This window comes from Algibacter sp. (assembly GCF_029245835.1).
GTDB lineage: Bacteria > Bacteroidota > Bacteroidia > Flavobacteriales > Flavobacteriaceae > Algibacter_B.
This window is the reverse complement of sequence record NZ_JAQWOO010000082.1, coordinates 1-21,073: the sequence shown is the minus strand read 5'-3', so window position 1 is coordinate 21,073 and position 21,073 is coordinate 1. Positions and strand designations below refer to the sequence as shown.

Genomic DNA, 21,073 nt, shown 5'->3' with positions numbered 1-21,073 from the left:
TCAAAAAACCCCAATACATATTGGAGTTTTTTGATTTATTAAGACTAGTAATGTATTAATTATTTTAATTTAAAACTTACCCTTGCGAAAAGAAAACGCCCGCCTATTCCAAATTGTTGAGAACGTCTAGACCAATCAAAACGGCCTCCACTTCTATTGGCTTCAATAGCTCTATCTGGAAACACGTCTAGTAAATTGTTAGCTCCAACAGTAAATGTTAAACTTTCTGTTGCTTTGTAACCAAAAGATAAATCAGTAACTAATTTTGAACCAAAAACTTGTTGGTTAGCAACGTTATCCGTAGCCTCAGAGACTTCACCAAACCAAACATTTCTTAAGAACACATTCCAATTGCCAGAAGCTAAATTATGAGTTAAATTAATTTTTGAACGTGGCACTGCTTTTTCAAGATAAATTCTACTCGTTTCTGGAAAATAAGTCCCCTCCAAACCAGCATCTTTTAAAACTTGAGACGATTTAATATCTCCTACTTTTTTGGTTTTAGAAAAGGTTGCAGAAAACGTGTTTTTAAGTTTCGCTTTATTTGCTACAACTAAGTCCCAAGTAACAACGGCATCAATACCTCTTGATTCGGTATCTATAGCATTTGCAAAAAATGATGCTGCAGAAGCATTAGCTTGAGACAATAAATTATCTAGTTCTGTTCCTGTTCCTGGGCCTGCAAATTGACCAGTATAAACCACTCTATCATCAATACCTACCCAATACCCATCTATAGTAACTGTTACATTAGCATCAGGCATGTTCGCGGTAAATCCTATACTTATACTTTTAGAAGTTTCTTCTTTTAATTGTGGAATTCCTAAAAGTTTTGCAGCCCTACTATCATTAGAAAAGGTTCCAACTTCAACTGGAACACCATCTTCGAATATGGTTGATGTTGAGTTGAAATTCAACTGATGTAAAGACGGCGCTCTAAACCCCGTATTTAAAGCAGCTCTTAAATTTAAATTATCGGTAGCTTTTAATCTTGTTGCTAATTTAAAATTAATAGTCGATCCGAAATCCGAATAATTTTCAAAACGAGTTGCAAAACTTGCTAAAAACGTTTCAGAAAAATCAGCCTCTAAATCAAAATACCCAGCGATACTACTTCTATCTCTAGATAATTCATTAGCAGGACTAAATCCTGGGAATACTTGAGAACCTCCTGGTCTTCCTCGACCAAAAAAATCAACAGAAGGACTTTGAGTTGGCAATGTAATTAACTCTCCTTCTTGAGTATATTGTCCATAAGACGCTTCTTCACCTGCAATAATTTCATAATTTTCTAAACGGTATTCCGCTCCAAATGCAATATTTAGCCCGCTCATAATATCATTATAAAACTGATTAACATCTAAATTAACGGTATTCTGAGCAAAGTTAAATCCTCCTGCATCAAAAGTTGTTGGAGATGCATTTTGACGCGACGCATTAAAGGTGTTACCTATGGTGTATAAAAAGCCATTTTTCCCCCATGTATTACTTAAGTCAACATTCCAACCATTTACAACCCCTTTTATACCAACAGCAAAAGATTTATCAGAAATTGTAGAATTAATTTCTGGTAAAAAGCCATTGATGTAAGCTGGTGTATAGGTTCTACTTTGATTTGGCAAACGATAAAACCCAGCAGAATTTCCTTTTCTAGAACTCATTCCAGCAAATGAATAAAGCTCTGTTCCTTTATCATCAACCGGTAAAGACATGTTTGCAAAAAAGCGCCCACCACGCACTTCAGATTGACCAACACGCATGTTAAAATCGCTTCTTTCTAATCCTCTTGCAGCTAACTCAGCAGTTGTATTATCTGCCCCTAAAATTGTTTGTAAATCAGCTTTTGTAGCTGTAGGGCTTAATCCTAAACCTGCAGCATTACCATATTGGATCACATCATCTAAGTTGTCATCATCTATTAAATCCGCTATATTATAACCATCATTACTTGCAAATCGTTCAACCGTATTATAAAGATTAAACACATCACCTTCCCATTCCTTCATTCTACTATAATGTTCTCTAAAATCAAAATCACCAGTAAAATTAATGTACCCACCATGATCTCCTAATGCCAATCCATAATTTGCACTAATATTTACAGTTTCACCATCAACACCGCCAGTTTGATTATTAGCGTTTTCAGAAAAATGGGCTCCTGTCGTCATATTTAAGGTAAGCTCATTAACATTGTCATTTAAAACAATATTAATAACACCTGCTATAGCATCAGACCCGTACTGTGCAGCAGCACCATCTCGTAAAACTTCTAATCGCTTAATGGCGCCTGATGGGATAGCGTTTAAATCGGTTCCAACGCTACCTCTACCAAATGTTCCGTTTACATTTACTAAAGACGAGTTATGTCTTCTTTTTCCATTGATTAAAACTAAAACTTGATCTGGTCCTAAACCACGTAATGAAGCTGGATCAATATGATCTGTTCCATCTGAAATAGTTTGTGTATTTGATGTAAATGATGGCGCAACAAAATTTAAAATCTGATTTAAATTTACTTGCGGACCTGCAGCAGTTAATTCTGCAACGTTAATAACATCAACTGGAACTGGGGTATCTATAGCGGTTCTGGCAGGGTTTCTAGACCCAATTAGTACAATTTGCTCTAATGCCACACCAGACTGCATTAGCACATTCATGGTATTCCCTAAAACTTCATTCTCTTGAGTTTCGTAACCAACATAAGAAAACACCAAAACGTCTCCGGTATTAGCATTAATCGAATAGTTTCCATCAAAATCTGTGGAGGTTCCTACAGTAGTCCCTTTTACAACTACTGAAACCCCTGGTAAGGCCCCAGAGTTATCCGTTACATTACCTGAGACCTCTTGCCCCATTAAACTTGTTGACACCCCTATAAACAATAGAAATATCAATGCTTTTAAATTTAATAATTTGTTCATAATATTAATTATTTTGAATTAGTCATCACTAATATATGCATATATTTAAGATTTTAATAAAAAAATACTTAATAAAATATTTAATTAATAAATATTTAATAAATATTTTAAGAATATAATAAAACTAAATCAATAACAAAATAATCCATGTTCTCTAATATAATACGCCCTTTGTCGCTAAAAAAACAACGATAAAAATGTATTCTCAGTCCTATTTTACTAAATTTGCACATCAAAATTTTTCTATGTACAGAAGTCATAATTGTGGCGAGTTAAGAGCTGCAAATATAAATACAGAAGTAACTTTATCGGGTTGGGTTCAAAAATCTAGAGATAAAGGATTTATTGTTTGGGTTGATTTGCGCGACCGTTATGGAATAACACAATTAGTATTTGATGAAGAACGCACATCAAAAGACCTGATAATGCAAGCTCAGAATTTAGGACGTGAGTTCGTTATTCAAGTTAAAGGAACTGTAATTGAACGTGCTTCAAAAAACCCAAAAATTCCAACAGGAGAAATAGAAATTTTAGTTTCAGAATTAACTGTTTTGAATGAAGCTTTATTACCTCCTTTTACTATTGAAGACAAAACAGATGGCGGTGAAGATATAAGAATGAAATATCGTTATTTAGATATTCGTCGTAATCCAGTAAAAGAAAGTTTAATATTCAGACATAAAGTGACGCAAGAGGTTCGTAATTATCTTTCTAAAGAAGGGTTTATTGAAGTAGAAACGCCTTATTTGATTAAATCTACGCCAGAAGGTGCCCGAGATTTTGTGGTGCCTTCAAGAATGAACGCGGGGCAGTTTTACGCACTTCCACAATCACCTCAAACCTTTAAGCAATTGCTTATGGTAGGCGGTATGGATAAATATTTCCAGATTGTAAAATGTTTTAGAGATGAAGATTTACGTGCCGATAGACAGCCAGAATTTACACAAATAGACTGTGAAATGGCATTTATTGAGCAAGAAGACATTTTAAATGCATTTGAAGGCTTAACGCGTCATTTACTAAAAGAAGTAAACGGTGTTGAAGTTGATAAGTTCCCCCGTTTATTATATGACGATGCGATGCGTTTGTACGGAAACGACAAACCAGATATTCGTTTTGGAATGCAGTTTGGAGAATTAAATGCTGTTGCGCAACACAAAGATTTTGGTGTTTTTAATAATGCTGAATTGGTAGTTGGTATAGCAGTTCCTGGAGGGAATAGTTACACAAGAAAAGAAATTGATAAGTTAATTGATTGGATAAAGCGTCCGCAAGTTGGTGCTTTAGGTATGGTTTACTCACGTTGTAATGATGATGGCACTTATAAATCTTCTGTAGATAAATTTTATAATCAAGCTGATTTAGCTAAATGGGCAGAAATTACAGGCGCAAAAGCTGGCGATTTGGTTTGTGTACTTTCAGGCCATAAAAACAAAGTACGTGCACAATTAAGTGCCTTACGAATGGAATTAGCAGAACGTTTAGGCTTAAGAAACCCGAAAGAATTTGCACCACTATGGGTTATGGATTTTCCATTGTTAGAATGGGATGAAGATACTGAGCGTTATCATGCTATGCATCACCCGTTTACATCTCCAAAACCAGGACAATTAGAATTATTAAAAACAAATCCAGGTGAAGTAAAGGCAAATGCCTACGATTTAGTGTTGAACGGAAACGAAATTGGAGGAGGTTCTATCAGAATTCACGATAAAGAAACCCAATCATTAATGTTCGATTATTTAGGCTTTACGCCTGAAGAAGCCAAAGCACAATTCGGATTCTTAATGGATGCCTTTCAATATGGTGCACCACCTCATGGTGGTTTAGCATTTGGATTAGACAGATTGGTTGCTATTTTAGGCGGACAAGAAACGATTAGAGATTTTATTGCATTCCCAAAAAACAACTCTGGTCGCGATGTCATGATAGATGCACCCGCACCCATAGATGATGAACAATTAACAGAATTAAGTTTAAAACTTAATTTAAAATCATAAAATTAAGTCCCGCTATTGCGGGATTTTTTATTAGTTTTATACATGCCTTCTAAAACTAAAAAACTGTTACGTAAATTTTTAATCTGGAAATATAAACATATTTCCGAACGTCAGTTTGTATATATACTTAGTATTTTAGTTGGCTTTTTAGCCGGTTTAGGGACAGTTTTGCTTAAAAACTTAACCCATTATATCAGGTTGCTTTTTGAACTAGATTTTTTCAATAATTACCAGAATTCATTGTATTTTATTTTCCCAATGATAGGCTTGTTTTTAGTCTATGTTATTAAACAGGTCTGGTTAAAAAAACATATTGGTCATGGTATTTCATCAACACTATATGCCATTTCAAAATTAGGAGGTATCATTCCAAGGTATAATATTTATGCCGCTTTAATAACAGCACCATTAACCGCTGGTTTTGGTGGTTCGGTAGGATTACAAGGTCCTGCGGTTAGCGTAGGTTCCGCTTTAGGGTCAAACGCTGCACGATTATTTCATATGAACACTAAAACACGTATGCTTTTAATAGGTTGTGCTGCAGCAGGCGCTATGGCATCTATGTTTAAAGCACCTATTGCAGCTATAGTATTTGCTATCGAAATTTTCAGTCTTGATATTGCCTTTACCTCATTAGTACCACTTTTATTGGCATCCGTTTCGGCAGTGGTTACCTCTTACATGTTTTTAGGAACTGATGTTTTATTACGTTTTGAACTTACTGATAAGTTTGAAGTAAACGATATCGCATTTTATATACTTTTGGCACTTGTTACTGGACTAGCATCCGTATATTTTTCAAAAGTTTTTTTTGGTATCACCAACTTTTTTAAACAATTTAAAAGTAGAGCAATTCGTCTTTTAATTGGTGGTTTAGCCATTGGCACCATGCTATACTTCATTCCACCTCTTTATGGTGAGGGTTATGGTATTATGAATAACTTATTGAAGGGCGATCATCTATCAGCTATTGGCTCTATACCTTTTAATCTAGATTTATCTAATATTTGGATAGTCATAGGGCTCTTATTAGGCATCGGGATATTTAAAGCCATCGCCATGACCACTACGTTTGGAGCTGGCGGTGTTGGCGGTGTTTTTATTCCAACGTTAGTTATGGGGAATGTTTTAGGTAATGCCTTTGCTAAAATTATTAATAACATAGGTTTGGGGTTTCATGTATCCGAGTCTAATTTTACGTTAATCGGAATGACAGGATTAATGGCTGGTGTACTACACGCACCACTTACCGCCATTTTCCTAATAGCAGAAATAACAGGTGGTTACGAGCTTTTTGTCCCTTTAATGATAGTGTCAACTATTTCATTCGCTATTACAAAATACTATATTTCACACTCTATATACACCTTAAAACTGGCGCAACGTGGTGAATTGATGACACATGATAAAGACAAAAACGTCTTAATGGTTTTAGATATTGATAAAGTTATAGAAACGAATTTCATCATTTTAAAACCCGAAATGAAACTGGGTGATATTCTAAAAAATGCCGTTGCTAAATCCTCCAGAAATCACTTTCCTGTGGTAAATAACAAGCGTGAATTTTTAGGCGTTATCCGTTTGGACGATATCAGACACATGATGTTCGATACAGACCTTTATGAAAAAGTAACAGCCGCCAGCCTCATGCACTCGGATGCTGGAATTATTAACTACGACGAAGATAATATGAATGTTATCATGGATAAATTTAAATCCAGTGGCGCCTGGAATTTACCCGTAATTAAAGACGGTAAATATTTTGGTTACATATCAAGGTCCAAACTACTAACGGCGTACAGGCAGCAATTATTAAACTTTACCTAATAATTCAAATCATGAAACATCCATAACAAAAGCTTGACACCCAAAGGAATGATTAAATGAATCCTACATTTTACCTATAAAAAACAATAGACATAAACACATGAAATACATAATCTTTATAGTATCCATAGCCGCATTTACAAGTATTATTTTAGGATTTACTTTAGATGTTCCGTATTCACAAAAACTGGTCGGATTTGGTGTTGTAGCTATATTTTTCATATTATTCCCTTTGTTTTCTTACCATCACTGGAAAGGTAAAGATGTAAAGGATTATATGCTTACCAAAGAAAATTTGGACAAAATGCGGGAAAATCAAAAGCGTAATAAATATTAATATTTGGGCGTTACCCAAAAAGGGGGTTTGGCTTTTACTACTCTCCCGTTTATCATCGGGATCAAACAAACCCTTCAATCTCTAACCGTGCTATAAGATAGATATCAATACCATTAAAAATTAGTAATTTTTTAGCATGTTTAATGTACTTTAGCTTTAAATTAAAAATATCATGTGGCAATTTTTGTCAAACGTATTTAAAAAGAAAAACTATATAGAAGAACAGGATTCTATGAAAAAATATCTAATTGTAGGGTTAGGGAATATTGGCGAGAAGTACGAAAATACCCGTCATAATATTGGTTTTAAAATCTTAGACGCTTTTGCGAAACAAGAAAATTTAACCTTCGAAACTCAGAAACTAGGCGATATAACTACCTATAAATTAAAAGGACGAACTTTCATTTTATTAAAACCAAACACTTATATGAATTTAAGCGGAAAAGCCGTTTTGTATTGGTTAACAAAAGAAAAAATCCCTTTAGAAAATTTATTAGTTGTTACAGACGATTTAAATTTACCATTTGGAAGCATTCGTTTAAAAACGAAAGGAAGTGATGGGGGGCATAATGGTTTAAAAGATATCCAAGATAAATTAAACACGGTTAAATACAACCGTTTTAGGTTTGGTATAAGTGATGCTTTTAGCAAAGGTAGGCAAGTAGACTATGTTTTAGGCGAATGGACAGATGAGGAAACAGAACAATTAAAAGAGCGTTTTGAAAAATCAACAGAGATTATTAAATCTTTTGCATTGGCAGGTATAAACAATACTATGAATACATTTAATGGCAAGTAAAAAACAAGTGCTTTTTCATTAAATTCATTTTATGTTTAATAAATTATAATCTTCTTCTTAGCTATTTTTTTGCCGTCGCTAATATGTAAAAAATACATACCAGATTGTAAATAATTAAAATTTACAATCTGATTAAAATCTCCTGTAGGATCAAAAATTTTATTCGCGATAATTTGCCCACTAATATTGTAAGCTTCAATGGTAATATGGCGAGTTAAGGATCCGTTAAGTTTAATACTAAAAATACCATGGTTCGGATTGGGGAAAACAATAAGGTTTTCAAAACCAAATTCTTCAATGGATAATGTAGGTTGTATATTAACTGTATAATCTTCTACTTCGCCTTCACCTTCCAAAGCGTCTCCCGAAGGCATTGGCTCTTGATTGCCTGAATTACCTGTATATATAGTAGCTATTCTCATGGTGGTATTTCCTAAAATAGCATTCTCCGGAATTAAAATAGAGAGTGGGGAGTTACCAGTAAGTTGGTTGGTTGCATTTGTAGCAGTACCTAAATCGTATGCCTCGCCAGCATCATCAAAACTTGAATTCTGATTCCAGTCAATCCACGCTTTTGTTAGTGTTGTGAAATCTCTTTCGGTACTAACCCTAATACTCAAATCATAAGAAGTATTCCTATTTATATCTGTTATCACGGAAGAAAAATTAGAATACTCCGATGTCTTTTCAGAAATTTGATTTATAGTATTAAATTGAACGGAAGTAATTGAGGAGTTAAAATTTAAATCTATAGGTAATATATTAAGTGTGTAATCTTCTACTTCGCCATCAAAATTAATTTCACAAGGACTTGGAAGCCCATCATCCTTAAATTTTGTTGAAACACGCATAATGGTGTTGCCTAAAGAAGCATCGCTAGGAATGGTTATAGTTAGTGGAGACAAACCAGTTATACCATTGGAAACATTGGTTGCATCACCTAAGTTATAGGTTTCTCCTGGATCGTTAAAACTACAATTTTGATTCCAATCTATCCAAACCCTAGTATTCGTGGTAAAATTTCCGTCTGTATTGGCGTCTATAATTAAATCGTAAGGTGTGTTTCTCACTACATCTGAAGAAATCCCGGTGAAATCACTATAATCAGAGTTACCTGATGCATTGGAAATGGTATTGAAACCTACAAATGTAGTGCTGGTTAAAAAATCTAGATTACCAGCAGAAACGCATATAGAGTTAAAGAAAGGTAAGTCTATTATTTTATCTTTGGTTTTGGATGAACTACTACTCGAACCTGTAACCGTAATATTGTAATTGCCTTGGGAAACACCATCTAAATTACTAAGGGTTAAAGTTACAATTCCAGAATCGTCAAGATTTGTTGGAGAAAAAGTAGCTATGCCACTTCCAGGTATATTTGACGCACTAAATACTATGTTTTCAGAAAATCCATTAGAAATTGCATAATCAAAAGTATAAACTATTTCAGTTTCATTACAATTAATTGGGGCTAGACTTTCATTAGCGATAAAAAAGTCGGGTACATTTGAAATAGAGAAGTTAAAATCTGAAACATCATAGAAAATATTATCTGCAGCTTCTATTAAAATTCTAGCTTCATTCGTGTTTGGGGTTGATGGAACTGTAAAAGAAAAAGAGCCATCATTAGGCGTATTAGATGCAAGAATTGTTGGAAATGTAAGTCCGCCATCTGTAGATAATTTTATATTAACCTCTTGACAATTAATGGTACTTACATTTGCTGATTGACCCACTACCCATTCAATATTTTGAGTTGAACCTTGAGCCCATATAATAGGATTTACTACCGTAAAAGCATCTGTGCTATTTACAATAACATTCATAAAATCTACATCAGTTTGTCCACCACCATTTGGCCCAACAACATCATTATCTCTTACTGTAAGAGCAAAAGTCATGGTTCTATTAACCGATGGTAATTTTTCCCAAGTCGTTGATCCTGATGAAGCTATATAGTCTTCAAATTTTGGAATATTTCTAACAGGATTTGATGTGCCCTCAAAAGAGCGAACTAAAGGCCCTGTCGTATTGGTTTCTTCAGGAGTACCAGACGCCCCTAAATCATATTGTTCCCATGTATAAGTATGTCCTGCTATACCATCTGGATCTGTAGAGTTTCCTACAAGTTTATATGCCGTTGAAATTGGAATAATGTAATCAGGCCCTGCAAGAGCAATGGGAGGTCTGTTTGATAAATCTGATTCGGCACCACATGTACTTAAACCTGTAGTTATATTATCCCAAATCATTTGAATACTTTTTTGATGAAAATAAGCATCACTTTGGGATTGCACATTTTGTGGTGAACAAATTCCTGCATAGGCCATTATGGTAGACCCACTACCAGGTTCATAAGCATTACTTGCTGTTCTATTACCACCAGCACAATTTCCTGTGCTCCCATTAAAGGTGTGTGGTGCTCCAAATTGGTGTCCTAATTCATGAGCTACAAAATCAATATCATAAGCATCGCCAACTGGAACAGACAACCCAGTAATACCTTTGGCTTTTCTATCATTGACACAAGGAGAATTTAATGATGCTAATCCACCACCGCCCGTACTAAACGTATGCCCTATATCATAGCTAAATGGTGTTGTAGTCGCGGCAAAATCAATTTCAACTTGACTTTCATCAATTAATGCCTCCGAATCATCATTAGAAAAATTATCAGAATTAATAAAAATGATATTAGTATTATCCACTAAAACCATTTTGATTGCTAAATCTCTTTGAAATATGGTGTTAACCCGATTCATTGTGGTTACCATAGCTGCTAATACTGCAGCTTTTTTATCCGTTTCAGTATCTCCGGCCGTTAATCCTGCTGCCATCCAATGGAATTCAGAGTATTCAATAGTTGAGGCTAATGCTAATCTAAAGGTTCTTAATTTTCTGTCGTTAGCATTTAGTGAAGATTTCGAACTTCCGCTCGTTTCTTTAGCTTCTGTAATATCATCAGGCACTAAACATTGAAATTCTTTTTTTAAAGCAGGAAGATCTCCCTTGTTATAAACTACATAGGTGTTATTATTGGAATAGGGGTCAATAAATTGGGTGCCCGTTTTTGAAGATAATACCATGGCATGTAAGCCTCTTGGGGTTATACTAAAACTAAGTATTGATGATGGGTTTTTAACATTCTGACCAATATACGTTCTTATTTCAGGATGTTTTTCTTGATATTTAGGTTCTAAAATAGAAGATTCATTTATTTTAAACTCATCAAAACCACCTTCACTGTTAGGAAAAAGAATGATGATATTAGATGTTTTTTTTACTAGAGTGTTTGTTGAAGTATCATTTAAAGTACGCTTTAATTTGTTAATATCTAACTGATAATAAACAGATTTTGACGGTTCGGTTTTTCTCAATAATTTTTTTCCAACTGCGGCTTCTTTTTTAGAAACCTTAGACCAAATTCCTTGATTGTTTTGTGCAGGCAGTGTTGTTATAAAAAAAGAAAATAGGAGTAGGTATAAAATATGTCTCATGGGTAAAAGTCTCATAGCAATATAAGATTAGATTTTTTACGGGATGCTAAAAATACTCTGTTAAACTATCAATTGCAAAAATTAATTGCCATTTTAAAATAACATATATTTGTTTATGAGGTGTTTATATGTGTTTTTTATGATGTTTTTTTTGGTTTCGTGTAAGACTAAAAGTGAGGTAAAATCAAATAGAGCCAAGGATGTTGTTAATATGGTTTGTCCAGAAAGAGGTACATGTTCATTTGAATTATTCAAAAATAAAGCGCTACAACTTAAAACGGATAATTTAGGAGATATCTACCCAGAAATGATTGATGGCGGTCATTTTGTGTTAAAATTTGAATATAAAAAAAAAGGCAATACCAATTATCAGGACAGTTCCTATAGGGAAGAGGTGTTTGTTGAATTAGATAAGAACAACCTGGAATTTGAAACTCAAGATTTACTTAACAAAACTCTTTTTTTTGCTAGATGGTGTTATTGCAAAGGCCAAACAGGATATTTTAAAATAAATCATGGGAAGTTATCGGTAATTAAGAAAGATGATAAAAATTTCCACCTAGACTTAAGTTTTAAGGTTGAAGAAGTTCCGCAAGTAATAAAAGAAATAAAACATACTTTTAGCATACAATAGACACTTAGAAGTTTGTTTTAAGTGACATTATAGCTAGTTTTGCATAAAATAAAGAGCTTGAAAACAAAGCGTAGTTTAAATACCTTACCAAATAACCAAACTGTTGTTACAATTGGCACTTTTGATGGCGTTCATATTGGCCATCAAAAAATAATCAAACGCTTAATTAATACAGGGAAAACAGAAGGATTACAATCTGTAATACTTACTTTTTTTCCACACCCACGCATGGTGTTGCAAAAAGATTCTAACATAAAATTAATTAATACTATTAACGAGCGCCATGATATCTTAGCTGATTTAGGTTTAGATTGCTTAGTCATAAAAAAGTTCACACAGGAGTTTTCTAGACTTTCAGCTGAAAATTTTGTAAAAAATATTTTAGTCGATGAGCTAAATGCCAAAAAGGTTATAATTGGCTATGACCATAGATTTGGTAGAAATAGAAATGCCGATATAAATGATTTAAAAGCCTTTGGTGAAACTTATGGTTTTGAAGTTGAAGAGATTTCTGCTCAGGATATTAACGATGTTGCAGTAAGCTCAACAAAAATAAGACAAGCAATAATTGAAGGCGATATACAAAAAGCAAATGCCTATTTAGGATACCATTTTATACTTACCGGTAAAGTTACAAAAGGGAAAGGGTTAGGCAAGCCGTTAGGATTTCCAACAGCTAATATTGAAATTGAAGACGAATACAAAATTATTCCTAAACAAGGTTCATATATTGTTAGCTCAGTAATTGAAGATGTTATTGTTTTTGGTATGATGAATATTGGTGTGAATCCTACGGTTAATGGGAGTAAGCAAACTATTGAAATTCATTTCTTTAATTTTGATAAAGATATTTATGATGAAACAATAAAGATAGACTTGCTACATCGTATTCGAGATGAAGAAAAATTTGAATCGGTTGAAGCATTAAAAGTTCAGCTTGTAAAAGATAAAAATATGGCTTTAGAATACATTTCAAATTTAAATATTGAATAATTGGCTATTTAAACATATTGACAATTCTGCTTTAGTAGTTTTCAGAATTATTTTTGGTCTCCTTTGTTTTTTAGAATCTGTAGGCGCCATTTTCACAGGTTGGGTAAAACGCACTTTAGTTGATCCCGATTTCACTTTTAATTTTATTGGGTTCGAGTTTTTACAACCATTACCCGGAAATGGTATGTATTATTACTACGCTATAATGGGTGTTTTTGGCTTGCTAATTATGGTCGGCTATAAATACCGATTTAGCATGTTTGCATTTGCCATAATGTGGTCTGCAACGTATTTAATGCAAAAATCATCATATAACAATCATTATTATTTACTGATGCTTTTAAGTGCAATGATGATGTTTCTGCCGGCACATAAATATGCATCTTTTGATGTTAAATTACATCCTGAAATAAAAAGGTATTCTATGCCACAATGGTGCCGTTGGGTAATCATTTTTCAGTTATTTATTGTTTATACGTATGCTTCGGTTGCTAAATTATATCCGGATTGGTTAGATACATCAGTTATTGAATTGATGATGAAAGCGAAAAAGGATTATTTTCTAGTTGGTAATTTTCTTCAGCAAAAATGGATGCATTATGTTTTATCTTATGGCGGTATTTTGTTTGATGGCTTAATAATTCCTTTATTAATGTTTAAGCCAACTAGAAAATATGCATTCATTATATCTATTTTCTTTCACTTGTTCAATTCAGTTATATTTCAAATTGGTATTTTTCCTTACTTATCGCTAGCATTTTCTTTGTTCTTTTTTCCAGCCGAAAAAATTCAAAGCTTGTTTTTAAAGAAGAAATTGTTTTACAACTCTAAGGAAATTATCATTCCAAAGTTAAAAACCCCTTTAATTGTAGTTTTTATAATCTATTTCATTATTCAAATAGGCTTACCATTAAGACACCATTTTATTAAAGACCATGTGCTTTGGACAGAAGAAGGACACAGACTCTCATGGCGCATGATGCTTCGTTCAAAAAGCGGACAGACCTCTTATTGGGTTGAAAATAAAGACACTAAAAAACGCACATATATAAATTTAAAAAACTATTTGAGTAAGAAACAAATCTCATCTGTAAGTTCAAAACCAGATATGATGTGGCAATTTGCACAACGCCTAAAGCAAGATTTTAAAAAGAAAGGAGAAGACGTTGCGGTTTATGTAGAAAGTAAAGTTAGCGTTAACGGCAAACCCTATAAAATATTTATAAATCCAGACATTGATATGGCTAGTGTAGAGTGGCATGTTTTTAATCATAGCGATTGGATTTTACCCCAAAAAGAAGAGTAATTTAAAAATTTGCTCCTCAATATTTTAATCGAGGTTTCGTTTGGAAATGTCATTCTCGCGAAATTGGGAATCTAAGTAAAGTGATATTTTATTCTCGCAATAGTTTAGTTCTAAAATATGTCTTTACTCTATATTCAATTTATTAAATTTGTGCCTTAAATTTTTAAGTTATGTTACAGGTTCCTTTTATTAGAGAAAACAAAGCATTAGTTATTGAGCGACTAGCAAAACGAAATATTGATGCTACGCAATTGATTGATGATGTTGTTACTTTTGATGAAGACAGAAAACGTCTTCAAACAGAATTAGATAATACTTTGGCTGAATCTAACACTTTATCAAAAGAAATAGGAAACTTGTACAAATCTGGTGAAGCTCAAAAGGCTCATCTTCTAAAAGAAAAAACAAGTCAATTAAAAGAAGCTTCAAAACAACTTTCTGAAGCATTAAGCAATAAGGTTGAAGCTTTAAATGAGTTGCTTTATAAAATACCTAATGTTCCAAATAAGCTTGTGCCTCGTGGGAATTCAGAAGCAGATAATGAAGAAATATTTAACGAAGGAGATGTTCCAAAATTACATGATGGTGCTTTACCACATTGGGAGTTAGCAAAAAAATACGACATTATAGATTTTGAATTAGGAACCAAAATTACAGGTGCTGGATTTCCTGTTTACAAAGGTAAAGGCGCGCGATTACAACGTGCTTTAATTGCCTATTTTTTAAACAAGAATACAGCTGCAGGTTATACTGAATATCAATTACCGCTTATGGTTAATGAAGCTTCTGCATTTGGAACAGGACAATTGCCAGATAAAGAAGGGCAAATGTATCATGTTACCGAAGACAATCTATATTTAATACCAACAGCAGAAGTGCCTGGAACAAATATTTTTAGAGATGTGGTTTTAGGCGAAACCGAACTTCCAGTAAGTATTACAGGCTATACGCCATGTTTTCGTCGTGAGGCAGGAAGCTATGGTGCACATGTAAGAGGGTTGAATAGATTACATCAATTTGATAAAGTTGAAATAATTCGCGTAGAGCACCCTACTAAATCTTATGAAGCTTTAGATGGTATGGTTGAGCATGTAAAAGATATTATTAAAGAATTAAAATTACCATATAGAATTTTACGCTTATGTGGTGGAGATACTTCTTTTGCATCTGCATTAACTTATGATTTTGAGGTGTTTTCTACAGCCCAAGACAGATGGTTAGAAATATCTTCAGTTTCTAATTTCGAAACCTTTCAAGCGAATCGTTTAAAACTTCGATTTAAAAATAGTGATGGTAAAAACGAATTGGCACATACACTTAACGGAAGCGCTTTAGCTTTACCTAGAGTGTTGGCCGGAATTCTAGAAAATTACCAAACTAAAGATGGTATTGTAATTCCTGAAGTACTTCAACCTTACACTGGTTTTAAAATTATTAACTAAACATTGTCTTTTTTAAGGTCCTAAAATGAAAGTATATCTTCATTGAAGTTATTGAGTATTACTTTAAATAGGGATTCTTAAATTAACTATAAAATCTTACAAAATAGTGAGTTTAAATTGATTTTTATCGATTAAATGCATATTATGCATGCTTATTAACGATTATGTGACAATACATTTGAATTTTTAATATTTATTTTACAAATTCGCTTAATCAAATCTATATTAACCTACTGATTATGAAGAATGTTAAGCGCATTATCTTATTAATTGCTTTGATTTTTTTCGCAAGTAAAGTTTTATCCTCAGATTTTGAATTATTTAAATATGAAGGTAACACCACAACCATTGCGAGTAAATAAGATTTTTAAGTAAAAATCTTGGTGCAATTCAATAATATTTTTTGAAAATAGTCGTTCTTATTTAATTAAGAAATTTAAAGACTGTCCCCAATCGAGTGTTTAATTAACAAGTAGTTAATAGAAAATTATTTTTGGTTGGTTAGTGCCCGATTTTTTCGGGCACTTTTTAGTAAAACTCATTTTTGAAAATTTGCTAAACGCATTCAAAATTTTTAATTTAACTAGTCTCGATGTATACCAGGACCCCATTAATTAAAAATTGATGTTAATACAACATCAACACTTTACATTTGTTATATTTACCGTATGCGATATTTTTTATTTTTATGCTTAATACATTCTAGCATTTTATATTCACAAAATGCTACCCTTGCCAAAGACTATTTCCAAAAGGGGGAATATGAAAAGGCATTGATGGAGTATAAAAAGTTGTATGCAAAATCATCTTCAAACATAACTTACATTAATCAAATTATAAGCACACATCAACAGTTAGAGCAATATACTGAAGCTGAATCGTTTATTTTAGAATTGATGGAACGCGTAAAATATCCAGCTTTTCTTGTTGAATTAGGGTATAATTATCAACTAAAAAACGATTTAGAAAAAGCAAACGAAAACTATCAAAAAGCTATTTCAACTATAGACGAAAAAGCAGGTAATGTTTTTGCCGTAGCCAGGAGTTTTCAAAATCATTCACTTTTAGATGAGGCAATAATAGCCTATGAAAAAGCAGCAGCTTTAAATCCCGATTTTAATTTCAATATACAGTTAGCTCAAATTTATGGCGAGCAAGGTAGTATTGAAAAAATGTTTAATAGTTATTTAAATTTAGCAGAGTCAAATCCTATTCTAATAGGAGATGTAAAACGCGCTATTAATGATTTTGTTAGCGAGGATAGTGAACATAAGAATAATATTTTATTAAGGAAAACCCTGTTAAAAAAAATGCAGGAAGAGCCTAATACACTTTGGAATGAGTTGTTAAGTTGGCTATTCATTCAACAAAAAGATTTTAAAAAGGCATTTACTCAAGAAAAAGCAATTTATAAAAGGCAACCCGAAAGCCTATTAAGAATTGAAGAGATTGCATTAATAGCTTTAAATGAAAATGAAAATGAAACAGCCAGAGAGATTTTCAATTACATTATAGAAACCGCTCAAGATACCGAAACAAAGCTTCAAGCACATCAAAATTTACTAAAACTAGATATTAAAGAAAGTTCAAAATCAAACTATGGAGCGGTCAAGAATAAATATCTTGAATTACTAAAAACCTTTGGAGGGCAATCGGAAACGCTAGAGTTACAAATTTCTTACGCACATTTTTTAGCTTTTTATTTAAACGAGACAAAAGACGCTACAAAATTCTTAGAAAAAAGTTTAAAACGTCCTCTGTCAGACATAGAAAAGGCGAAAATTAAATTAGAGTTGGGCGATATTTTAGTCTTACAAGAACAATTTAATAAAGCCCTGATTTATTACACCCAAATTCAGCGAAATCTTAAAAACAGTACCATATCTCAAGAAGCACGATTTAAAGTAGCTAAAGCAAGTTATTACAAAGGCGATTTTAAATGGGCAGAATCTCAACTTAAAATTTTAAAATCGTCAACATCTCAACTTATAGCAAATGATGCGCTAGATTTAAAACTCTTGATTTCTGATAATAAGTACGAAGATTCGCTTCAAACAGCACTAAAGTATTATGCAAAAGCTGATTTGTTAGCTTTTCAAAATAGAAATGATGAAGCTATTACTTTACTAGATAAAATTCTGGGAGCACATAAAACAGAACCTATAATAGCTCAAGCCCTATACAAGCAGGCTCAATTATTCCAATTAAAAGGGGCGATTGAAAAAGCCAGAGTTAATTATGAGCTCATTATAGAAAACTATAGAGATGGCATTTTAATTGATGACGCGCTTTTTTATTTAGCTGAAATATATCAGAAACAGTTAAACCTTCCTGAAAAAGCAAAAGCTTTATACGAACAAATTATTTTTAATCACGCTGATAGTATTTATTTTGTAGATGCTAGAAAACGATATAGAACCTTACGAGGCGACGCCATAAATTAACATATGATTATATACAACGTAACAGTAAACATAGACGAATCTATTCACGACGAATGGCTTATTTGGATAAAAGAACATATTCCAAAAGTGTTAGGAACAGGGAAATTTGAAAAGGCAACTTTGTCAAAAATTCTAGTAGAAGAAGACTTGGGAGGGATGAGTTATTCTATTCAATACCGCTCGTATTCTCGAGAGGCTTTAGACGCTTATTATAAAGAAGATGCTGAGAAACTTCGAAATGATAGTTTGAAAAAATTCGCAGATAAAATGCTCGCTTTTAGAACCGAACTTCAAATTGTAGATGAGTATACAGTGAATTTTAAATAACCTAGTTTTGTCAAACAAACAATAAACGTGAATTCGTGGTATATAATCCTAAGCAGCATCAGGTAAAAGCAAAAAAATATTTAGGTCAGCACTTTTTAAATGACGAATCTGTTGCCGAAAAAATTGCAGACACACTCATTTTAAAAGGCTATAAAAATGTTTTAGAGATTGGTCCAGGTATGGGTGTGCTAACCAAGTATTTACTCAAAAAAGATATAACCACTTACGTTATTGAAATTGATACAGAATCAGTTGAGTATCTTCAAGCTAATTACTTAAATCTTGCACCAAGAATCATTGAAAAAGATTTTTTAAAGTACGATTTAAACGAAGTTTTCAATCAAGAACCGTTCGCTATTATTGGTAACTTTCCATATAACATTTCCACTCAAATTGTGTTTAAAACTTTAGAAATGAGAGATCAAATCCCAGAATTTTCAGGGATGTTTCAAAAAGAAGTAGCACAACGTATTTGCTCTAAAGAAGGGAGTAAGGTTTACGGAATTCTTTCTGTATTAACTCAAGCATTTTATGATGCTGAGTATTTATTTACAGTGCCACCAAATGTATTTAATCCACCTCCAAAAGTTGATTCCGGCGTTTTAAGACTTACTAGGAAAGCAAATTATACCTTACCATGTGATGAAAAACTTTTTTTTAAAGTAGTTAAAGCTGCTTTTCAACAGCGTAGAAAAACACTGCGTAACAGTTTAAAAATATTCAATTTATCTGATAATTTAAAAGCAAATAGTATATTTGGCAAACGTCCAGAACAATTAAGTGTTCAAGCCTTTATTGAGCTTACGCAATTAATCGAAAAAGACGAATAAATTTTTTAAACCTTTCCATTTGTCAGAAGAAAGTGAAAACATACAATTTCAATTAACGGATGAACTCGTTGAGCAAGTGGAGTTATTTATCGAACAGAAAAACGATAAAGAACTCAAAACGCTATTAGACGAGTTTCACTACGCTGATATTGCCGAAATTTTAGATGAACTAAATCTAGAAGAGGCTGTTTATGTGATTAAACTCCTTGATTCTGAAACCACTTCAGATATCTTAATGGAGATGGATGAAGACAATCGAGAAAAAGTTTTAAAAAATCTTTCTGCCAAAGAAATTGCCGAAGAAGTTGAAGAATTAGATACCGATGACGCGGCAGATATTATTGCAGAATTATCAGAAGCTCGTCAGCAAGCTGTAATAGACCAAATTGAAGACGAGGAGCATAAAGCAGAAATCACCGAACTTTTAGCCTATGATGAAGACACTGCAGGTGGACTCATGGCAAAGGAGCTTGTAAAAGTTTATGAGACTTGGACGGTTGCAGGTTGTATGCGCAGAATTCGTGGTCAAGCCAAAGAAGTAACCCGCGTACATTCTATCTATGTAGTAAATAAGGAAGAAAAACTTATAGGTCGCCTGTCTTTAAAAGATTTAATTGTCGCAAAAAGTGAACAGAAAATTTCAGATCTGGTTAAGGTTAATGTCGATTATGTAAAAGTAAATGATGATGCAGAAGATGTTGCAAAAGTTATGGCAAAATACGATTTAGAGGCTATTCCTGTAGTTGATGAAAACCAAATACTTTTAGGTAGAATTACCATTGATGATATCGTAGATGTTTTAAAAGAAGAAGCTGATAAAGATTATCAAATGGCGGCAGGTATTACCGGAGATGTAGAGGCAGATGATACTATTTTAGAGCTTACTAGGGCCCGTTTACCTTGGTTATTTCTTGGTTTACTTGGAGGAATAGGCGCATTCATTATCATGGAAGGCTTTCAAGAAGCATTTAGTAAGTATGCGGTATTATTCTTTTTTACGCCACTTATAGCTGCTATGGCTGGTAATGTAGGCGTACAATCTAGTGCTATTATTGTGCAAGGATTAGCAAACGATGATGTAAAAGGGAGTGTTAATGGTCGCTTAATTAAAGAAATGCTACTCGCAGCCCTTAACGGAGTTATTTTAGCCATTTTTCTGTTTCTTTTCGTTTGGTTATACAAAGGCGAAATAGACAAAGCCTTAGCCATATCGGTCTCTTTAGTCGCAGTTATTATTATTGCAGGACTTATAGGCACATTTGTACCCTTGTTTTTAGATAAACGCGGCGTAGATCCAGCCATTGCAACAGGGCCATTTATTACTACAAGCAACGATATTTTAGGTATTTTACTTTATTTCTGGATTGCAAAAATGATTCTAGGGATATAGTCTTTGGGCGTTACCACAAGGGTCGGGCTTTTATTCATGCTTTTCTATTTAATATTATCGAATTCATGAACATAAATGTTTCGTTATATCTTTTTTAAACGTCATAGCGAGGACGAAGGACGTGGCTATCTGTTAAATGAAAGTTCAAAATAAAGTTTGTGTTTCTTATTAAAAAAGGATGCCACTTCAATCCCTAACCTTTAGTTTGTAATTGAAATAAATTTTTAAATTTATTCAAAAGAAAACAGAGGTGAACTATATCCCTAACTAGGTTAGCCCTATCGTGCGTATCAGTCCTCTGCTTTCTGTTTGAATAACCGTTGAAA

At 33.1% G+C, this 21,073-nt stretch carries 14 protein-coding genes; 12 read left to right on the top strand and 2 right to left on the bottom strand.

The features are described from left to right. Positions 1–59: 59 nt before the first annotated feature. Entirely contained in the window at positions 60–2,921 is a 2,862-nt protein-coding gene (locus tag P8K68_RS13345; protein WP_300251918.1) for a TonB-dependent receptor, read from the bottom strand. 245 nt (positions 2,922–3,166) lie between these two features. Between P8K68_RS13345 and aspS the strand changes: the two genes are divergently transcribed. The 4 genes from aspS to pth all read left to right on the top strand — a co-directional run bounded on the left by aspS (position 3,167) and on the right by pth (position 7,884). Further along, positions 3,167–4,921: an aspartate--tRNA ligase gene (gene aspS / locus P8K68_RS13340; RefSeq protein WP_300251915.1), complete on the top strand. Its 1,755-nt coding sequence runs from the start codon at positions 3,167–3,169 to the stop codon at positions 4,919–4,921. A gap of 42 nt (positions 4,922–4,963) precedes the next feature. Continuing rightward, positions 4,964–6,748, top strand: a complete 1,785-nt coding sequence (locus P8K68_RS13335; protein ID WP_300251913.1) for a chloride channel protein — start codon at positions 4,964–4,966, stop codon at positions 6,746–6,748. A gap of 100 nt (positions 6,749–6,848) precedes the next feature. Continuing rightward, positions 6,849–7,085: a hypothetical protein gene (locus P8K68_RS13330; RefSeq protein WP_300251910.1), complete on the top strand. Its 237-nt coding sequence runs from the start codon at positions 6,849–6,851 to the stop codon at positions 7,083–7,085. 172 nt (positions 7,086–7,257) lie between these two features. Beyond that, a complete protein-coding gene (gene pth / locus P8K68_RS13325; protein WP_300251907.1) occupies positions 7,258–7,884 on the top strand; it encodes an aminoacyl-tRNA hydrolase in 627 nt (208 codons plus the stop codon). A 35-nt stretch (positions 7,885–7,919) separates the two neighbouring features. On the opposite strand, the gene P8K68_RS13320 is transcribed toward pth, so the two are convergent. After that, positions 7,920–11,381, bottom strand: a complete 3,462-nt coding sequence (locus P8K68_RS13320; RefSeq protein WP_300251905.1) for a GEVED domain-containing protein — start codon at positions 11,379–11,381, stop codon at positions 7,920–7,922. 115 nt (positions 11,382–11,496) lie between these two features. On the opposite strand from P8K68_RS13320, the gene P8K68_RS13315 reads away from it, so the two are divergent. The 8 genes from P8K68_RS13315 to mgtE all read left to right on the top strand — a co-directional run bounded on the left by P8K68_RS13315 (position 11,497) and on the right by mgtE (position 20,747). Beyond that, entirely contained in the window at positions 11,497–12,015 is a 519-nt protein-coding gene (locus P8K68_RS13315) for a hypothetical protein (protein WP_300251903.1), read from the top strand. Between the two features lie 57 nt (positions 12,016–12,072). Next, the gene (locus P8K68_RS13310; protein ID WP_300251901.1) at positions 12,073–13,008 is read left to right on the top strand and encodes a bifunctional riboflavin kinase/FAD synthetase; all 936 of its coding nucleotides are present in this window, start codon (positions 12,073–12,075) and stop codon (positions 13,006–13,008) included. Next, a complete protein-coding gene (locus P8K68_RS13305) occupies positions 12,998–14,314 on the top strand; it encodes an HTTM domain-containing protein (RefSeq protein ID WP_300251939.1) in 1,317 nt (438 codons plus the stop codon). The genes P8K68_RS13310 and P8K68_RS13305 overlap by 11 nt, the downstream gene beginning before the upstream one ends. 170 nt (positions 14,315–14,484) lie before the next feature. Continuing rightward, complete coding sequence (gene serS / locus P8K68_RS13300) at positions 14,485–15,756, top strand: serine--tRNA ligase (protein ID WP_300251898.1); 1,272 nt, start codon at positions 14,485–14,487, stop codon at positions 15,754–15,756. 776 nt (positions 15,757–16,532) lie between these two features. Then, positions 16,533–18,200, top strand: a complete 1,668-nt coding sequence (locus tag P8K68_RS13295) for a tetratricopeptide repeat protein (RefSeq protein WP_366143759.1) — start codon at positions 16,533–16,535, stop codon at positions 18,198–18,200. 3 nt (positions 18,201–18,203) lie between these two features. Continuing rightward, positions 18,204–18,527, top strand: a complete 324-nt coding sequence (locus P8K68_RS13290) for a DUF4286 family protein (RefSeq protein ID WP_300251893.1) — start codon at positions 18,204–18,206, stop codon at positions 18,525–18,527. Positions 18,528–18,562: 35 nt separating this feature from the next. Then, complete coding sequence (gene rsmA, locus P8K68_RS13285; protein WP_300251890.1) at positions 18,563–19,357, top strand: 16S rRNA (adenine(1518)-N(6)/adenine(1519)-N(6))-dimethyltransferase RsmA; 795 nt, start codon at positions 18,563–18,565, stop codon at positions 19,355–19,357. Between the two features lie 19 nt (positions 19,358–19,376). Next, the gene (mgtE, locus tag P8K68_RS13280; RefSeq protein ID WP_300251887.1) at positions 19,377–20,747 is read left to right on the top strand and encodes a magnesium transporter; all 1,371 of its coding nucleotides are present in this window, start codon (positions 19,377–19,379) and stop codon (positions 20,745–20,747) included. Positions 20,748–21,073 lie beyond the last annotated feature (326 nt).

Coding starts and splice junctions, on each gene's coding strand:
- aspS (WP_300251915.1), top strand. CDS start 3,167: ATGTACAGAAGTCATAATTGTGGCGAGTTAAGAGCTGCAAATATAAAT.
- pth (WP_300251907.1), top strand. CDS start 7,258: ATGTGGCAATTTTTGTCAAACGTATTTAAAAAGAAAAACTATATAGAA.
- P8K68_RS13330 (WP_300251910.1), top strand. CDS start 6,849: ATGAAATACATAATCTTTATAGTATCCATAGCCGCATTTACAAGTATT.
- P8K68_RS13290 (WP_300251893.1), top strand. CDS start 18,204: ATGATTATATACAACGTAACAGTAAACATAGACGAATCTATTCACGAC.
- P8K68_RS13345 (WP_300251918.1), bottom strand. CDS start 2,921: ATGAACAAATTATTAAATTTAAAAGCATTGATATTTCTATTGTTTATA.
- P8K68_RS13320 (WP_300251905.1), bottom strand. CDS start 11,381: ATGAGACATATTTTATACCTACTCCTATTTTCTTTTTTTATAACAACA.
- P8K68_RS13315 (WP_300251903.1), top strand. CDS start 11,497: ATGAGGTGTTTATATGTGTTTTTTATGATGTTTTTTTTGGTTTCGTGT.
- P8K68_RS13335 (WP_300251913.1), top strand. CDS start 4,964: ATGCCTTCTAAAACTAAAAAACTGTTACGTAAATTTTTAATCTGGAAA.
- P8K68_RS13295 (WP_366143759.1), top strand. CDS start 16,533: ATGGAGTATAAAAAGTTGTATGCAAAATCATCTTCAAACATAACTTAC.
- serS (WP_300251898.1), top strand. CDS start 14,485: ATGTTACAGGTTCCTTTTATTAGAGAAAACAAAGCATTAGTTATTGAG.